Origin of the sequence: Sharpea porci, assembly GCF_009695655.1 — a bacterium.
In the GTDB taxonomy this organism is placed as follows: Bacteria; Bacillota_I; Bacilli_A; order Erysipelotrichales; family Coprobacillaceae; genus Sharpea; species Sharpea porci.
The window spans coordinates 13,522-29,483 of the sequence record NZ_VUNM01000023.1; the positions used below are offsets into that span (position 1 = coordinate 13,522).

19 protein-coding genes and 1 other annotated feature are annotated in these 15,962 nt (G+C 36.1%); of the genes, 3 read left to right on the plus strand and 16 right to left on the minus strand.

Going from position 1 to position 15,962, the window contains the following annotated elements; all coding sequences use genetic code 11:
* Positions 1-23: 23 nt before the first annotated feature.
* From FYJ79_RS09185 to FYJ79_RS09240, 12 genes are all read right to left on the minus strand, one after another.
* Entirely contained in the window at positions 24-803 is a 780-nt protein-coding gene (locus FYJ79_RS09185) for an ABC transporter ATP-binding protein (RefSeq protein WP_154517251.1), read from the minus strand.
* Positions 796-2,079 carry a hypothetical protein gene (locus tag FYJ79_RS09190; RefSeq protein ID WP_154517254.1) on the minus strand — a complete coding sequence of 428 codons (1,284 nt, stop codon included), beginning with the start codon at positions 2,077-2,079 and terminating at the stop codon, positions 796-798. The genes FYJ79_RS09185 and FYJ79_RS09190 overlap by 8 nt, the downstream gene beginning before the upstream one ends.
* A 156-nt stretch (positions 2,080-2,235) precedes the next feature.
* Positions 2,236-2,835: a hypothetical protein gene (locus FYJ79_RS09195; protein WP_154517257.1), complete on the minus strand. Its 600-nt coding sequence runs from the start codon at positions 2,833-2,835 to the stop codon at positions 2,236-2,238.
* A 70-nt stretch (positions 2,836-2,905) separates the two neighbouring features.
* Positions 2,906-4,015, minus strand: a complete 1,110-nt coding sequence (locus FYJ79_RS09200; RefSeq protein ID WP_154517260.1) for a hypothetical protein — start codon at positions 4,013-4,015, stop codon at positions 2,906-2,908.
* Between the two features lie 224 nt (positions 4,016-4,239).
* A complete protein-coding gene (gene rplT, locus FYJ79_RS09205) occupies positions 4,240-4,599 on the minus strand; it encodes a 50S ribosomal protein L20 (RefSeq protein ID WP_033162497.1) in 360 nt (119 codons plus the stop codon).
* A 13-nt stretch (positions 4,600-4,612) separates the two neighbouring features.
* Complete coding sequence (gene rpmI / locus FYJ79_RS09210) at positions 4,613-4,807, minus strand: 50S ribosomal protein L35 (RefSeq protein WP_033162498.1); 195 nt, start codon at positions 4,805-4,807, stop codon at positions 4,613-4,615.
* 17 nt (positions 4,808-4,824) lie between these two features.
* Entirely contained in the window at positions 4,825-5,379 is a 555-nt protein-coding gene (infC, locus tag FYJ79_RS09215; RefSeq protein ID WP_154517264.1) for a translation initiation factor IF-3, read from the minus strand.
* 3 nt (positions 5,380-5,382) lie between these two features.
* Positions 5,383-5,514 (minus strand) — a sequence feature (ribosomal protein L20 leader region).
* A 41-nt stretch (positions 5,515-5,555) separates the two neighbouring features.
* Complete coding sequence (locus FYJ79_RS09220; RefSeq protein ID WP_154517267.1) at positions 5,556-6,380, minus strand: RluA family pseudouridine synthase; 825 nt, start codon at positions 6,378-6,380, stop codon at positions 5,556-5,558.
* The gene (locus FYJ79_RS09225; RefSeq protein WP_154517270.1) at positions 6,367-7,467 is read right to left on the minus strand and encodes a glycerate kinase; all 1,101 of its coding nucleotides are present in this window, start codon (positions 7,465-7,467) and stop codon (positions 6,367-6,369) included. The genes FYJ79_RS09220 and FYJ79_RS09225 overlap by 14 nt, the downstream gene beginning before the upstream one ends.
* Positions 7,468-7,515: 48 nt before the next feature.
* The gene (locus FYJ79_RS09230; RefSeq protein ID WP_154517273.1) at positions 7,516-8,151 is read right to left on the minus strand and encodes a phosphatase PAP2 family protein; all 636 of its coding nucleotides are present in this window, start codon (positions 8,149-8,151) and stop codon (positions 7,516-7,518) included.
* The gene (locus FYJ79_RS09235; protein ID WP_154517276.1) at positions 8,152-9,744 is read right to left on the minus strand and encodes a peptide chain release factor 3; all 1,593 of its coding nucleotides are present in this window, start codon (positions 9,742-9,744) and stop codon (positions 8,152-8,154) included.
* Between the two features lie 86 nt (positions 9,745-9,830).
* Positions 9,831-11,048 (minus strand): aminopeptidase, encoded by a 1,218-nt coding sequence (locus tag FYJ79_RS09240; RefSeq protein ID WP_154517279.1) that lies wholly within the window; start codon positions 11,046-11,048, stop codon positions 9,831-9,833.
* Between the two features lie 171 nt (positions 11,049-11,219).
* Here FYJ79_RS09240 and FYJ79_RS09245 point away from each other — a divergent pair, with 171 nt between their 5' ends.
* Positions 11,220-11,426 carry a cold-shock protein gene (locus FYJ79_RS09245; protein WP_154517282.1) on the plus strand — a complete coding sequence of 69 codons (207 nt, stop codon included), beginning with the start codon at positions 11,220-11,222 and terminating at the stop codon, positions 11,424-11,426.
* A 112-nt stretch (positions 11,427-11,538) separates the two neighbouring features.
* Positions 11,539-11,946: a BREX-3 system P-loop-containing protein BrxF gene (brxF, locus tag FYJ79_RS09250; RefSeq protein ID WP_195837062.1), complete on the plus strand. Its 408-nt coding sequence runs from the start codon at positions 11,539-11,541 to the stop codon at positions 11,944-11,946.
* Positions 11,947-11,967: 21 nt separating this feature from the next.
* Here brxF and FYJ79_RS09255 read toward each other — a convergent pair whose 3' ends face one another.
* Together FYJ79_RS09255 and FYJ79_RS09260 are read right to left on the minus strand one after the other, a co-directional pair.
* On the minus strand, positions 11,968-12,489 hold the full coding sequence (locus FYJ79_RS09255; RefSeq protein WP_154517288.1) for a tRNA (mnm(5)s(2)U34)-methyltransferase: 522 nt from the start codon (positions 12,487-12,489) through the stop codon (positions 11,968-11,970).
* Positions 12,490-12,527: 38 nt separating this feature from the next.
* Positions 12,528-13,793 (minus strand): M15 family metallopeptidase, encoded by a 1,266-nt coding sequence (locus FYJ79_RS09260; RefSeq protein ID WP_154517291.1) that lies wholly within the window; start codon positions 13,791-13,793, stop codon positions 12,528-12,530.
* Between the two features lie 209 nt (positions 13,794-14,002).
* On the opposite strand from FYJ79_RS09260, the gene FYJ79_RS09265 reads away from it, so the two are divergent.
* Positions 14,003-14,284 carry a hypothetical protein gene (locus FYJ79_RS09265; protein ID WP_154517294.1) on the plus strand — a complete coding sequence of 94 codons (282 nt, stop codon included), beginning with the start codon at positions 14,003-14,005 and terminating at the stop codon, positions 14,282-14,284.
* Positions 14,285-14,342: 58 nt separating this feature from the next.
* Here FYJ79_RS09265 and argF read toward each other — a convergent pair whose 3' ends face one another.
* Positions 14,343-15,329, minus strand: coding sequence for an ornithine carbamoyltransferase (argF, locus tag FYJ79_RS09270; RefSeq protein ID WP_154517297.1), 987 nt, complete (start codon positions 15,327-15,329; stop codon positions 14,343-14,345).
* A 75-nt stretch (positions 15,330-15,404) separates the two neighbouring features.
* The gene (locus FYJ79_RS09275; RefSeq protein WP_154517300.1) at positions 15,405-15,962 is read right to left on the minus strand and encodes a hemerythrin domain-containing protein; all 558 of its coding nucleotides are present in this window, start codon (positions 15,960-15,962) and stop codon (positions 15,405-15,407) included.

Sequence of the window (15,962 nt, forward strand, 5' to 3'; positions counted from 1 at the left end):
AGATAAAAAGAAAGAGACACACATCATTGCATCTCTTTCATAAAATAGCTTTGTGCTTCATTAGAATTGATATCAACAATCCGATAGAAATAATCTCTCTGTTCAAGTGCTTCTTTATGAATGGTATGTTCAATCATTCCATCCTTGATATAAAGCAACTTGCTTGAATAAGATGCAATAAGAGGATCATGTGTCACCATTAAGATTGTAACACCTTCCTCAGTATTCAGTTTACTAAAGAAGTCTAATACTTCATGACTATTGGCACTATCAAGATTACCGGTTGGTTCATCAGCAACAATAATCTTTGGATGATTGATAAGAGCTCGTGCTATCGCAATACGCTGTCTTTGTCCCCCGCTACACTCATAGGGATATTTCTCTAAAAGCTTTTCAATATTAAGCTTGCTTGTAATACTAATAATACGCTCATCAATCTCTTGCCTATTAACTGAGGCAAGTGATAATGGTACAGCAATATTTTCTTTAACCGTCAAAGCATCAAGCAAGTTGAAATTTTGAAAAATAAAACCTAATAGTTCATAACATAATTGGCCAACTTGATGACTAGAGAGCGTTCTGGTTTCTTCTCCATCAATAAAGACCTTACCCTTTGTGGGAAAGTCAATGGTCGTCAGCACATTCAGCAACGTGCTCTTGCCTGCCCCACTTGGCCCCATAATACAGACAAACTCCCCCTCATTTATTGTCAATGTAATATCATTTAAAGCCTGATAGGGATGCTTCGAGCCAAGCCCATAGATTTTTGAAACATGTTCTGCTTTAATCATTTCCTTACTCATCTTTGACACCTTCTTCAAGTTCAGCAATAATAGACTGACGATAATATCTCCATGTCATCAACGCCATAATAACAGGAGGTAGGATATTTGTAACCATCACAATCATTACAAATGACAAAGAAATAGTATGATTCATTAACAGCAATAACAGCATAATAATGATATAAAGACCCGGTAAAGCAATCAGCAGCCCAAAAAAGCCCACAACTTCCTGCTTAATGATTTTCTTGAACTGATCAAGCATATAGCCAACCTTATATAAATTGATAATAGCCATCTTTCTCTTTAAAATCAAACTGCGATAAAGATACATCAATGAGACAGACAACAATAAAGAAGCAACAACATAGGCATGAGCTGCAACAAGGCTTTCACGAAGCGCATCCTTCATAGAAATCATCATATGAATCATCATCAAGGTCGTTATACAATAAATTGTAATGATATGTTTGGCCTTTGTTAAGGCATCACTTAAAAAGCTCATACTCACTAAGGCAATCTTATGATTGATCATGCGTTGAGACGTCAGTTTCTTTAAAAGATGGGGAATTGTTTTGACAAGCAAGCCAGCACAACCAAGCGCTCCAATCAAGCATGGCATAGCATAGTTCTCGATGGATATAGGCATTGTTAGAAACATGATGATGGCAAGCAGGGCAACAATGATATAAGCCGTACTTGGTAAATGCAGCATGACAACAGTAGTATCTTTCTTAATATGGTCCTGATGCAATAAATCGGCAATATTATGGCGATATACAAAGCCCGCATCCAACAAGAGAATAACAGGAATAAGAATAAGAAAGAATAAACCAGTATAAAGAAAACAATGCAAAGGTTGAAAGAACGGTGAGGCAGGAATATGCAAGAAAAGATACATGATCTTATTCACTCCAACAGCAAGAAAATAGCCTACACATAATCCCAACGGTAAAAAAATCATCAATAGCATCATGATTTGTAACCAAAGATAGGATGTAATAGCTAGAAAGCCTTGTCCACTCATTCCCATGATGAGCAGTTCTTCTGATTTAAATTGCAAAAAGGCATCATTCGCAAAATAAAGCATGAATGATGAAAAACATAGGACAATAAACACAATAAGGGTGATAAGAAAATGACTTGAAAAAGCTTCTTTGTATCCAATATAGGGGTTATCGACAACATCACTTAATACAACAGTCGTCATGGTAAGAAAAAGCAACATAAAGCCATATGCCCATGATTCTTGCTTCTTCCTTATAAGCATTATATAAGCAAAATGTACTAAACCCATAATATGCGCCCTCCTTGTAAACTCTTACATTATACCACTTCCCGTTTTTTTACAAAAGAGCCAATCGAATTGCTTCTTTCTCTAAACTACGATTGGAAGGCTTGAGAGGATTATTATATTGAAGATAAGACGTTATTATATATCAAAAAAGATGCCCTAGGCATCTTGAGGTTGCATCAAATAGCAAGTGAGAGTAGTTAAGATAGAAAAAACAAAACTGCCAAGAGGAATACTCAGCGCTAAGAAATAACTTAACGGCATAAGCACGTTGTATACATTAATGGCATTGGTAAGCGTGAGAAGTGTTAAGGCAAGCTCGCCAAGAAACATATAGAAATAATACTGTTCAAACTGATGGTTATGATAACCATAAAAGATAATAATATATAATATCAATCTTGATAATGCGAGTGTAATCATCATGCCATGACTCATAAAGGAAGAGGCCTGAATATGATAAATAGCATTGATCACTGTATAAAGAAATTCAAGTAAACTTGCTGTTCCACTAGCCAAGATGGCAGTACGAAATTTCGCATTTTGTTTCTCTTTCAGGTAGTCATTTAAGCCATAAAAGAGAATAATGAATGACATGATTTCTAAAAGTGCAATAAATACAGTCAGTTCTGTTGTCATATACTTACCAACCAAAATGCCACTATAAGTCACTTTGATGACATAAAAGCATCCTGCTAATGCAAAGACGAGTAGAAGATACTTGAAAATATCCACAACTTTCATGAGATTCTTATGCATAACATTTCCACCTCGATATGCTCATTCTATCACATTTAAGGATGAATATGAAGTTTACAAAAAAGAAAGCCTATTCGGCTTTCCTTCTTGTTCTTATTTTCTTATTTGTAAGACTTGCGAGATTACGATATTCATAGGTTAAATTAGGATCATAGACCTTTAAACGTTTCATGATTTTCTTGATATTTTTCTCTTTAATATTCAATAAGAGAAAATATTCTTTATCATTGAAACGAGATATACAATCTCCTGAACGTAAATTATAAATAAAATCATCCAACAATAAATCAGATGACTGTGAACTACTTATCCTAACCACAAAGCCTTTCCACTTTCCACGACGCATTTGACGAACACGAAGCTGGCACAAATGGGCAAATTCTTTTGGCGTACAGACAAAGGCATAAACACCAAAATCATTATCAATAGCTTGCATATAGTTATCGAATAATTGATGTTGTGTCTGTATCATTTCATCAATCTTGAGTTGTGCAACTTTAGAAAGATGAGATTCAAAACTGCTATGAACAACATCGAAGTAATGTTTTGCTAAATCATTTTCATGATGCTCACACATTTGTTGGATGATTTCTACCTGTAATGGATCATTGTTCGCATCATCTAAGAAAAGACTCTTGGCTAATTTCGAAAATGCATCATTATTCCCATAAGCATGATTTAATGCATAAATAGCCATTAATGCATGAGCTTGTGTAATTTCATGATGGAGCTTAGTCAGTTCAGTATCACCTTCGATCATTGGCAGAAGTGGTCCTTTATATGTCGCAATGGACAAATAGGCCTGTTCTAAAGGCTCTATGCCTGCCTTAAATTTCTCATAGGCGCTTAAAATAACTTGGTAGTCGAACTGATAATCTATGGCATCACTTAAATAGTAATACCCACCTTTTGCATAAATAATCTGCTCAATTCCAAAATATTCTTTAAATAACATTCTCGTTCGATAAACGAGCGTCTTGATGCCATTATGACGATTTGCTTCAGAGTTCTTAAAAATATATGTGGCGAGTGTATTTTTGTCGGCGTTAGTGGGGTTGATAGAAAGAAAACAAAATAGTCGCGTTATTTGTAAAGAACGAAAATCGGCAAAGGATAGTTCCTTGCCCTGATATGCAATCGTGAAGTTCCCAAGCATCCTTATCTTCATGATTGGTTTCATTTTATATCCCTTTTATCCCTTTGACCATATTATAACCGCCTTTATGAACAATTGCTATATAAATGCTATAAAGAAATTGTTTTTAGTCTTGCATTTTTTAGCGAAATGCATGATATATATATATATATATATATATATATATATATATATATCATGTTATTAGTATATATTATACTTATCAAACAATAAAAAAAATCCAGTTTCTTAGGAAACTGGATCAATCATTACTTATTTAATGCTTCTTTAGCAGTATTGCAGATTGCAGTGAATCCTTCTGGATCAGCAATTGCAATTTCAGATAACATCTTTCTATTGATGTCAACGTTAGCTAATTTTAAACCATGCATTAATACAGAGTATGATAAGTCATTCATTCTTGCAGCCGCATTAATACGAGCAATCCATAACTTTCTCATTTCTCTCTTTAAGTTTCTTCTATCTCTATATGCATATTTTAATGAATGCATTACCTGCTCATGAGCAGTTTTATATAAAGCATGCTTACTTCCAAAATAACCCTTAGCAAGCTTTAATGTTTTCTTTCTTCTACGTCTAGTTGTGTAACCGCCTTTTACTCTTGCCATTTACATGTCCTCCTTACTTACCTAATCTAGATTTAATTCTCTTCATATCTGATGGATGCACTAAAGTTGCTTTTGCTAAATGCTTCTTCTGTTTGTGAGTCTTGTTGTGTGATAAGTGTGAAACATAAGCATGAGATCTTTTAAACTTACCTGAACCTGTTTTCTTTAAACGTTTCTTTAGGCCACTGTGTGTTTTCATTTTTGGCATAACTAAATTCCTCCTATTTATTTCTTCTTAGGGGCAAGAATCGCAATAAGCGTTCTGCCTTCCATTTTAGCTGGCTTTTCGATAACACAATATTCACTACATTCTTCAACGAAATCATCAAGAATCTTCTGTCCAATTTCAATATGTGCCATCTGTCTTCCTCTAAATCTCACTGCAACCTTGACTTTATCGCCATCTTGCAGCCATTTTAAAGTTCTCTTCAGTTTTACATTTTTATCATGGACATCAATAGTTGGAGAAAGCTGAGTTTCCTTTAGAGAGACAACCTTAGAATTTCTTCTCTGTTCTCTTTCTTTCTTCTGTTTCTCAAAACGATATTTACCATAGTCCATGATTCGACATACAGGTGGTTTTGCTTTTGGCGCAACACACACTAAGTCTAAATTTGCATCATTTGCCTTGTTCTGGGCATCTCTGCTACTCATAGTTCCAAGCTGATCTCCGTTCTGGTCAATCACAAGAACTTCTCTAAAGCGAATTTTTCCATTAACTAAATCATCATTTGGTTTTGGTTTAGTTCTATCGTATTTTCTAATAAAAGCCACCTCCATTGCTTATCAATAAAAAAGCAGGTGCATAAGCACCCGCATAAATATCCTAAAGAATTAATACATTAATATCTTCAGTGACATTTGCCTACCAACATCCATCAGTCAGGCGAGAAGCGAGCACTTCTTCTTTCCACTACTTTATTACTTGCTCATTTTATAAAATTTCCTAATTGATGTCAATGCTTTTTTACAACTTTCTCAAACGATTCTGGAATATCTGTCGTAAAAGTCATTTCTTTATGGGTAAAAGGATGAATGAAGCTAAATGTATCAGCATGCAGCGCAAGTCTTTTGAGTGCATTGCTTCTCGCCCCATATTTCTTATCCCCCATAATAGGATGATGTAATGAAGCCATATGAACTCGAATCTGATTCTTACGACCTGTATCAAGCAAGACATGAACAAGCGAACATTTTTGACTAGAGACTATAGTTTGATAATGTGTAATTGCTCGCTGCCCGCCTTTCTTCGTAATATAGACTTCCTGGCCTCGACTTTCGGCCAAATAATTATCTATTGTTCCACTCCCATTCATCTTCCCTTCAACAACCGCATAATAACTACGTGTTGTTACACATGCATTCCAGTGATGCGTAAGATATTCATAGAGTTTCTTATCTTTTACAAACATCAGGACACCTGACGTATCCTGATCTAAACGATGGACAAGATAGAGTTGTTCATGTTTCTTGTTCACATAATTCTTGACCATCATATACGCTGTCCTTTTAGATTCCTTAGCCGTACGTTCCGATAATAATCCACTAGGTTTATTTATAACAATGCATTCATGATCTTCATAGATGATATCAAAAGGCAATGAAGAAGGTACTGACTTGCTGATAGTAATATGATCACCTATCTTAAGGTCATAGTCATATTGAGTAATAATCTTGCCATTGACTTGAACCTCTTTGTATTTCAAGAGATTCTTTGCTTTCGTACGATTATAATTCTGGAGTAAATAATCCATTAACATTTGTTCTTTAACGATTTTCATGAAAATACCTTCTCACAGCTTTTCCAAGACTTTTTGGGCCTTCTTTCAACATTGTTGCAAGATCCTTAATTTCTTCATTGATGCAAATGACATCTTGAAAACCCGCCTCTTTAAGCATATGTACATCTTTTACCTTACCCGCAAAGACAACAACCGGCTTATGATATCTATTCGCATGCATTAAAACACCATAAGGTGTTTTGCCAGAAAGTGTTTGTCTGTCTATGCTGCCTTCTCCAGTCACAATAATATCTGCCTGCTTGATGGCATCATCAAGACACACCATCTCGCTGACAATTTCAAAGCCCTTTTCTAAACGTCCACCTAGAAAGCTCACAATCGCATAGCCCAGACCACCTGCTGCTCCTGTTCCAGGAATATCATGAAAAGATTGTCCCAGTGTTTCTTCACTTAAAGAAGCATAATGTGCCATTGCATGATCAACTGTTTCTAAGTTAACCTTCGAAAGACCTTTTTGTGGTCCGAAGACATATGTCGCGCCATTATTGCCCAATAACGGATTTTCCACATCACAGACAGCTATAAAGCTGACTTCTTCATTTTGAAAAAGATAGTTGTTCCTATCAATAGTCGCAATCTTACCAAGCCCTTGTGCATTTGGTATGACATCCTGTTCATGTTCGTCAAGAAAACGTATGCCTAAAGCAGAAAGCATGCCAATTCCACCATCATTTGTTGCTGAGCCTCCAAGTGTAATCATAAAGCGTCTTGCCCCATGATGATAAGCATCAACAATCATCTCACCAACACCTAAGCTTGTTGTCAATAAAGCATTCTTTTCATTTTCAAGAAGAAGGTCTAAGCCACATGCCTGAGCACATTCAATAACAGCTAGATCCCCTGCAATCATATATCTTGCGCATACATGTTTGAAGTTAGGTGAGGTTACTTCAACTTGATAATAAGTCCCCTTTAAGCCATCACTCAAAGCCTCAAGCGTCCCTTCGCCCCCATCAGCTAACGGGATAATCTCGACCTCATCATCTAAAGCGCTTTTTACCGCCTCACCAGCATCCTTTGCACTCATTGATTCTTTAAACGAATCAAAACAAGCCAACACTTTCATTCATCTCACTCCATTCTTATTCATCATAACATAATTGAAAAGGGAGGACTATACGTTCTCTCCCTTTAAGAAATAACAATCTTTTTTATAAACAATAACATACATCACACCCACAAGAATGAAGGCTGCTATCGCATCAACAATACCATGCTGTTTCACAAAGAATGTGGCAATGGTAATAAGACAAGCTAGAATGACTGAACCATATTTAATATAAGGTTTGACATAATCACTTTTACATAAACCTATTGTCATACCAATTGAATTATAGATATGGATACTTGGGATGACATTGGTTGGTGTATCCGTACGATAGATAAGCGAGACAACCCAGGTAGAGAAGCTGTTGACTTCTAAATGCTGGGGTCGGATATCTAGGCCGTTTGGATAGATGACAGATGCGACAATAAAGATTGTCATGCCCACATAAAGCACCGTCATCATTTTAAAATATTCTCTCTTGTCATGTAAGAATAAGATCCAGAAAGTCAGGAATATAAATGGAAACCACAAGATATAGAAAATAATAAATTGGGGAATAAAGGGAATGGCAAAGTCAAAGCTTGTCGAAATAATATGTGCCTTACTTAAAGGTACAAGTCTTTCCACAATCGCAAAACCAGCTAAATAAATAGGCCAGTAAAGCAATGTCCACCAGTATTGCCAATTTCTTTTTGTTTTCATTTAGGCATTCTTACTGAACTCAGATAATTCTAAGCCCTTATTCCTTTCTGTAGCCCAGTTGATTCCCCACTGATTTGAGAAAAGCAAGAGGTTATTGCCACGTAAGTCCTGGACCTTTCTTGTATCACTTGAAAGATTAAGACTATTTAAGTCAATATCTTTGTTGTCAATCCAGCGAATGAACTGATAAGGGAGTGGTGTATTATCAATCTCTACATTGTATTCATTCTTAAGACGATAAGCAAGTACTTCAAACTGCAGCACCCCAACAACACCAACAACAATATCTTCAAATGAGCCACCAATAGCTGTAAAGATCTGAATCGCACCTTCCTGGGCAATCTGGCTGATGCCTTTCACAAACTGTTTACGCTTCATTGTATCTTTATTTCGAATAGAGGCAAAGTGTTCTGGGGCAAAGGTTGGAATGCCTTCAAAGGCAAACTTTTCTTTAGATGTTGTCAATGTGTCCCCGATAGAGAAGATACCTGGATCAAAGACACCAATAACATCCCCTGAATAAGCTTCTGTAATTTCTTCACGATCATCAGCCATGAGCTGTTTACTCTGGTTCAGCTTAATCTTCTTACCACCTTGCACATGATAGACTTCCATGCCCTTTTCAAACTTTCCTGAAGTAATACGCATAAAGGCCATGCGGTCACGATGACGGCTATTCATATTAGCTTGAATCTTGAAGACAAAGGCTGAGAAATCTTCACTAAAGGGATCAATCATACCATGATCGGACATTCTTGGCTGTGGTGGCATGGAGAAATCAAGGAAGTGCTGTAAGAAAGGTTCTACACCAAAGTTTGTCAAGGCCGAACCAAAACATACAGGTGACTGCTTACCTTCATGAATCTTTTCGATATCAAACTGTGCGCCTGCTCCATCAAGTAATTCCACATCATCCATCAATGTCGCATATTGATCTTCATCGATAACATTCTTGAGTGCTTCATCATCAACATGATAGACATTTTCCGTAACTTCCTTCTTATAGCCATCAACAGCTTCAAAAGTTAAGACTTTCTTTGTCGCACGTTCATAAACACCTTTAAACTGCTTACCTGCCCCAATAGGCCAGTTAACGGCACATGTTTCCACGCCTAATTCTGCTTCAATTTCTTCCATTAATTCATAAGGATCTTTTGCATCACGGTCAAGCTTGTTGATGAAAGTAAAGATTGGGATATGACGCATAGCACAAACTTTAAAGAGCTTTCTTGTTTGTGCTTCAACACCCTTACTTGCATCAATGACCATGACAGCTGAATCAGCTGCCATTAACGTACGATACGTATCTTCTGAGAAATCCTGGTGACCTGGTGTATCCAGAATGTTTATGCAGTAGCCCTGATAATTAAACTGCAGGACTGATGATGTAACAGAGATACCACGCTGCTTTTCAATTTCCATCCAGTCAGATACAGCATGGCGCATACGCTGTTTGCCCTTGACCATACCAGCTTCCTGAATAGCTCCACCATAAAGCAAGAATTTCTCAGTTAATGTTGTCTTACCAGCATCCGGGTGAGAAATAATGGCGAAGGTTCTTCTTTTTTCTACTTTATCTTTAAAATCAGACATAAATGCCTCCTAAAATCTTTTTTACAACTTCACTACTATAACAAATAGTACCGATGAAATCAAAGGTTTTCTCTAAAGAAAGACATCTATAAGACAAAGCAGCCATTTTTAAAGATTTCTACTTCTTCTCCCTGATGTGTCTTTGCTGTAATTGAAAGATCAGCTGTACCAATCATAAAGTCTACATGAGTTAAGCTGTCATTGACACCATGTTGATATAATTCCTCTTTGTTCATCTCAATACCATTCTTCAGACATTCACTAAAGCCTTTACCAAGTGCTAAGTGACATGCTGCATTCTCATCATAAAGCGTATTATAGAAAAGAATATTCATTTCTCTAATTGGTGAATCATAAGGCACAAGGGCAATTTCCCCTAAGTAATGTGAACCTTCATCCGTCTCAATAATACTGCCTAAAACATCCTTACCAACACGGGCATCATAAGCTACAGCTCTACCTTCTTTAAAAGTAATCGAAAAGTCTTCAACTAAGGCACCATTATAGTTAAGAGGCATGCTTGAATACACAATACCTTCAACCTTTTGATAATGTGGTGAAGTAAAGATTTCTTCTGTAGGGATATTTGGGAAGGAGTAAATGCCATCTTTTGTATAACTGCCTCCTCCAGCAAACAAGTAATCATCTGTCAAGCCTACTGTTAAATCTGTACCCAGGCTATTTGTATAATGCAGACTTTCAATATTTAAAGCATTCAATTTATGAACACGTTCTTCAAAGCTTAGACGATGTTTATTCCATTCTTCAACAGGATCATCACGATCAACATAAGTCACATGATAAATAGCATTCCACAAAGCTTCCATTGCTTCTTGGTCACTCATTTCAGGAAAGACCTTATTTGCCCATTTCAAGCTAGGTGCTCCAACAATACACCAGCGATCTTCCATCAGATCAAGATGATCATAGAATAAAGCACAAGCTTCATGAATAGCCTTGCTTCTTGTCTGTAATTTCTTAGGATCAATCCCCTTTAAGCCATCTGGATCCTCACTTGTAATAGTGATAACAGCAGCATGTTTAAGAGCATATTCATTATGAATTTCACGTACATAATTTGGTACGTTTTCAAAGTATTCTGCATCATTATGATCATAGCGCAGACGTGTTAAATCCTCATCAATATAGTAAGGGATGACATCCCTTGCTCCTACTTTATAAGCCTCTTTGGCAATGGCTTTGACAAGCCCTGCATTGCATACATCACTTGTAATAACAACATCCTGCCCAGGCTGCACATTCACACCCTGCTTCACAATTAATTCCGCATATTTCTCTAACATAGCATATCCTCCAATAATGCCCTTATTATAACAATTTTTTCCATTTCTCAAAAGTATTATAATCAATTGCTTTTATAGTGGTATTTCTTGTGTTTTATGGATGAGTATGCTAAAGTAAAGCTAGCAATTCAAAAAATAGAGGTTGCTAGTATTATAGGAGGTAGTACAATAATGACTACAGGTAAAGTTAAATGGTTTAAAGCTGATAAAGGTTATGGATTTATCACTGTTGAAGGACAGGGCAAAGATATTTTTGTTCACTGGTCAGCAATCAATTCTGATGGCTTCAAGACATTAGAAGAAGGTCAGACTGTCAAATTCGATATCGTTGAAGGCGACAGAGGACCTCAGGCTTCTAACGTAACAGTTGTTGAATAGGAATAAAAGGACATCTCTTTGAGATGTTTTTTTATTTTCATGTAAATTGTTTGCTTTGTAAGCGCTTTGATATATAATAACCATAGTAAATAATTTCTAGGAGGTAATGCCCATGGACGAGTTAGTGAAGGCAATAAACACAGGTAATAAACTGACATTAATAATTGGTAAACCAGGAAGTGGTAAATCAAAAATCATTCACAAGTATTCAGAAAATTCTGGTATTCCCATTGTTGATTTCAGTAAATTAATAGCTGGTAATCATGCCGATATTAAGAAGATCATGAGTGATTTTTTAAAGAATTATCGTTTTGATGTACTCTTACTTGATAATAAAAAAGATTTCTATAAAGCATCAAACGGTACAGATTTAATGGAACTGTTAAAGGATTTAAGTGAAGAGGTTGCAGTTGTTGCAACTTGGAATGGATTTATTGAAGATGGACAATTAACTCATATTGTTAATGGTCAGGAAAATATCTATCCTGTAGATGGATCCTATAAATATATCATAGTTTAGTATTAAAAAGAGATAGCGCTGCTATCTCTTTTGTATTTCTATAACAAAGGGTGCCTTACCCTTATTAAGCATTTTATAGACAGAAACATTATAAGCAAGATGATCAAGCTGACAGGCGTAATCTTCGATCGCACCAGCTTCTTTCTCCCCTTCCTCATGTCCACTATAGCAAACAATAAACAATGCTTTATTCATCAGCTTAACAGCCTTCTTAATAGCTTCAAGACTTGTTGTCTTTGTTGTGGTGATACTTTTATCACCTTGAGGCAAATAACCAAGATTAAAAATACCCACATCAAAGCTTGTTATATAGTGATCAAAGTTTTCATGAGAATCAAGAATGAGCTGAACATGCTTTGCATCACCAATCTTCTTTCTTGTAATGTCAATTGCGATAGGCTGAATGTCAAAGCTCAAGACTTCTTTGGCATGATGCATAAGGAAAACAGTATCCGAGCCCCTCCCCATTGTAAAATCTATTGCCGTATAGATATCTTTGTAATCTAATATTCTTCGATGTACATATTCGACCATTGATAACATTGTTTTTCTCCTAAGAAAAAGCCAAGAAACATCTTGGCTTAGATTTTTGGAAGATCTCCCGTATGAAGGACATATTCTTCTAATGTCCAGTTGTTGTCATGCATTTGTTTTGCTGCCTTCTTGCCAACATATCTGAAATGCCATGGTTCTTGTGTAATACCTGTGATATTACTTGTACCATCCGCAAATCTCAAGACAAAGCCATACTTATAACAATTCTTGACAGCCCATTTATATTCATCTGTATCACCAAAGACAAGTCTCTTACCATCAACAACAGATTGTGAAGTGACATCAAGTCCAAGACCAGTCTGATGTTCAGAAGTACCAGGCTTAGCTACATGATCAGCAGCATATTTGCCACCCCATTTATTTTCATATTCCTGATAGATCTGTTTCTGACGATCATAGCTACGATAAGCCGAATTAATAAGAAGCACATAATTTTCTTTCTTAGCTGCTTTTGCCATTTCTACAAAGGCATTGTAAGCAGGTTTTCTGACTTTATAATAGCTTAAGTCTGTTTCATTACCCTTCTTTTCATTTGCTGCATATTCATCAGCTGAAGTGACTAAGTCTTTAGGTGTATAGTTAGATGGTAATTCAAAACCAGGCTTAACTAAGGCTGTTAGACTTGATGGATCTTTCAGTGTATATCGCTTTGTGACTGGATTAGTGGAAATAATGAATGGATATGATGTATATAATACAGCATAGTTATAGCTATGGTACTGACCATAGGCTGTTACATATTTATCCATATCCGCAAACTTAAATCCTGTAACTTCCATATAAGGCTTAATTGTCTTATATGAGAACTGATGATCAATAAGATATTGTAAATCATCTGTTGAGGCACTCTTGAGAATAGTCCAGATTTCCTTATCTGTATAATTAAGCTTCTTTAAATCTGGTACATAGTGATCAAAGATATCAGTAACTGTCTTAACGATATCTTTCTTCTTCATGGATTTATGAAGATTGTAATATGTTTCAAAGTCTTTATAATACTTAACATTTTTAGATAAAGCCATCCAATCACTAATATGCTCAATCTTATCTTCTGAAGTAATAATCTTAATTTTATCAGAAGTTAGCTTTAAGACCTCCGACTGTTCAGAAAAAGAATAGCCCTTTGTCGCAAGTTTAATACGATTGAAATTAAAAGCAATTAAGATAGCAATCACCACAATAACAATAGCACCGATTGGTAATATGCGATCCCAGCGTACACCTACTCTTGATTTGCTTTTACCTCCGCCATAACTACTATATGAATAAGAATGTTTATTTTTACCTAACATCTTGTATATACCCTCCTGCACTCTACTTAGTTATATCATAATCACATCACCTTTTCTATAATGATTTATGGAAATTGTCGCCTGCAAGATTCAAAAAGACAGCTTCTCACATGTCATTTTGCTTTTATGATTAATGAAATGGGCACTGTATTTCTTGTTGAAGTCAATCTTAAATTATGATAAATTGAAAAGGCAAAGGAGATGTCTTCATGTACTTCGTTATTTGTGTATTTATGGCTTTATGCGGGCTTGTCACAGAAATTCTATTTACAGAAATGTTCCATACATGGTTTAAGGTCGTGCTTGCGGTTGGAAGTAGTGCTTCAGCAGGTTATGCGATTGCACGTGGCTTACGTTTTGTCGCAAAGCAGACAAAATGGTTTGCTTCACCAGCTCTCATGACAACATTCTATATTGGCTGGGCATGTGTGCTCGTCATCGTCATTATTGTGACATTGATTTTAAAAGCACGTAAAAAGAAAGCCGCTTAAGTAAAACGCTCATATGAGCGTTTTTTCTTATTCTTAAAAAGAGGCATTTCTGCCTCTTCTATTGATGTCCCAATGTTGCCACCATTACTGCTTTAATTGTATGCAGTCTATTCTCTGCTTCATCAAAGACCACTGAATGCTTACTTCTAAAGACTTCATCCGTAACTTCTCTAATATCCAAGCCAGCGTCTTTTTTGCTTTTTGCTGCTTCTGTTTCAAAGTCATGGAAGCTTGGCAAACAATGCATGAAAAGTGTTTCATCTTTACCTGTTTTCGCCATCAGTTCTTTTGTTACTTTATAAGGTGAAAGCATTTTGACTCTTGGCGCATAGAGACTTTCATCCTCACCCATTGATACCCAGATATCCGTATAAATGACATCTGCACCTGCTACATCATCAATATTGGCAGTAATTGTAAACTTGCCCCCGCTCTTTGCTGCTTCTTTTTCACAATAAGCCTTAACCTCAGGGTCCACCTCTAGTGCATCAGGTCCAAGCAAGACAAAATCCATGCCCACTTTACAAGCACCATAGGCTAAGCCATAGGCAACATTATTACGAATATCTCCTACAAAAACAAATTTCACCTGATTTAATGGCTTATCAAGATGTTCCTGTATTGTCAAGAAATCAGCCAATGTCTGGGTAGGATGATCCACATCCGTTAGTCCATTCCAGACAACAGCACCAGAATATTTTGCAAGATCTTCAACCGTCTTCTGTTTAAAGCCTCTGAATTCAATGCCTTCAAACATTCTGCCAAGTACTTTGGCTGAATCTTCAATCGATTCTTTATAACCAAATTGTGAATTGGATAAGAATGTGACATGTGCCCCTTCATCCTTGGCAGCTACTTCAAAAGCACAGCGTGTACGTGTTGATGTCTTTTCAAAAAGCAAGCAAATATTCTTGCCCTCTAGACTATGACCAAATTGTCCAGCTTTTTTCTTTGCCTTCAATGATTTTGCTAAATCTAATAAATAATAAATTTCTTCAGCTGAATAATCCTTCAGTGTAAGAAAATGTCTTCCATACAAATCCATATCTCAACCTCCTCATAATGTCCTTATTATAAAGAAAAAGCTAAAAACAGACAACTATTTTTAGCTTTATAATATTTATTGATACTTATTTTCTAGTTTTTCTAAAATATATAAGTACTTCTTTATCACGCCTTGATCTTCCATACGCTTTTCAAAGCTCTTTGTCATCTCATCAAGCATTGTTTGACTTGATTCAGGTAAATCTTTGTTAGCGTAGGGGAAGAGCACATTATTCTCTTTTAAGATATGTGATTCCAAGACATCAACATAGCCCATTGCCTGGGTTAGGATGAGCAGTTTATTGTAGGATGTTGGCTCTTCTTGATAGTCGTTGAGAGCATTTCGTAGGCTCATGATATGGGCACGTCCCAAATTATGATCGACAAGCATTCCTTTTTCAATCATCATTTCAGCATGCCCCTTAAGCTTGGCAATCATTTCTGGAAAAAGAAAATTTTCTTCTTTCATATGGTGATATTGATCACCATATGAGCTTGCGAAATCACAAAAAGCTACAAAATCCTCAACATCAACCTCTTTCCCTTCTATAATCCCCACACACATTTTCTTAACAACAGCTGTCATGCGCATGATATTTTTATGATTTTTTTCTAATATTTCTGTTGTATACAT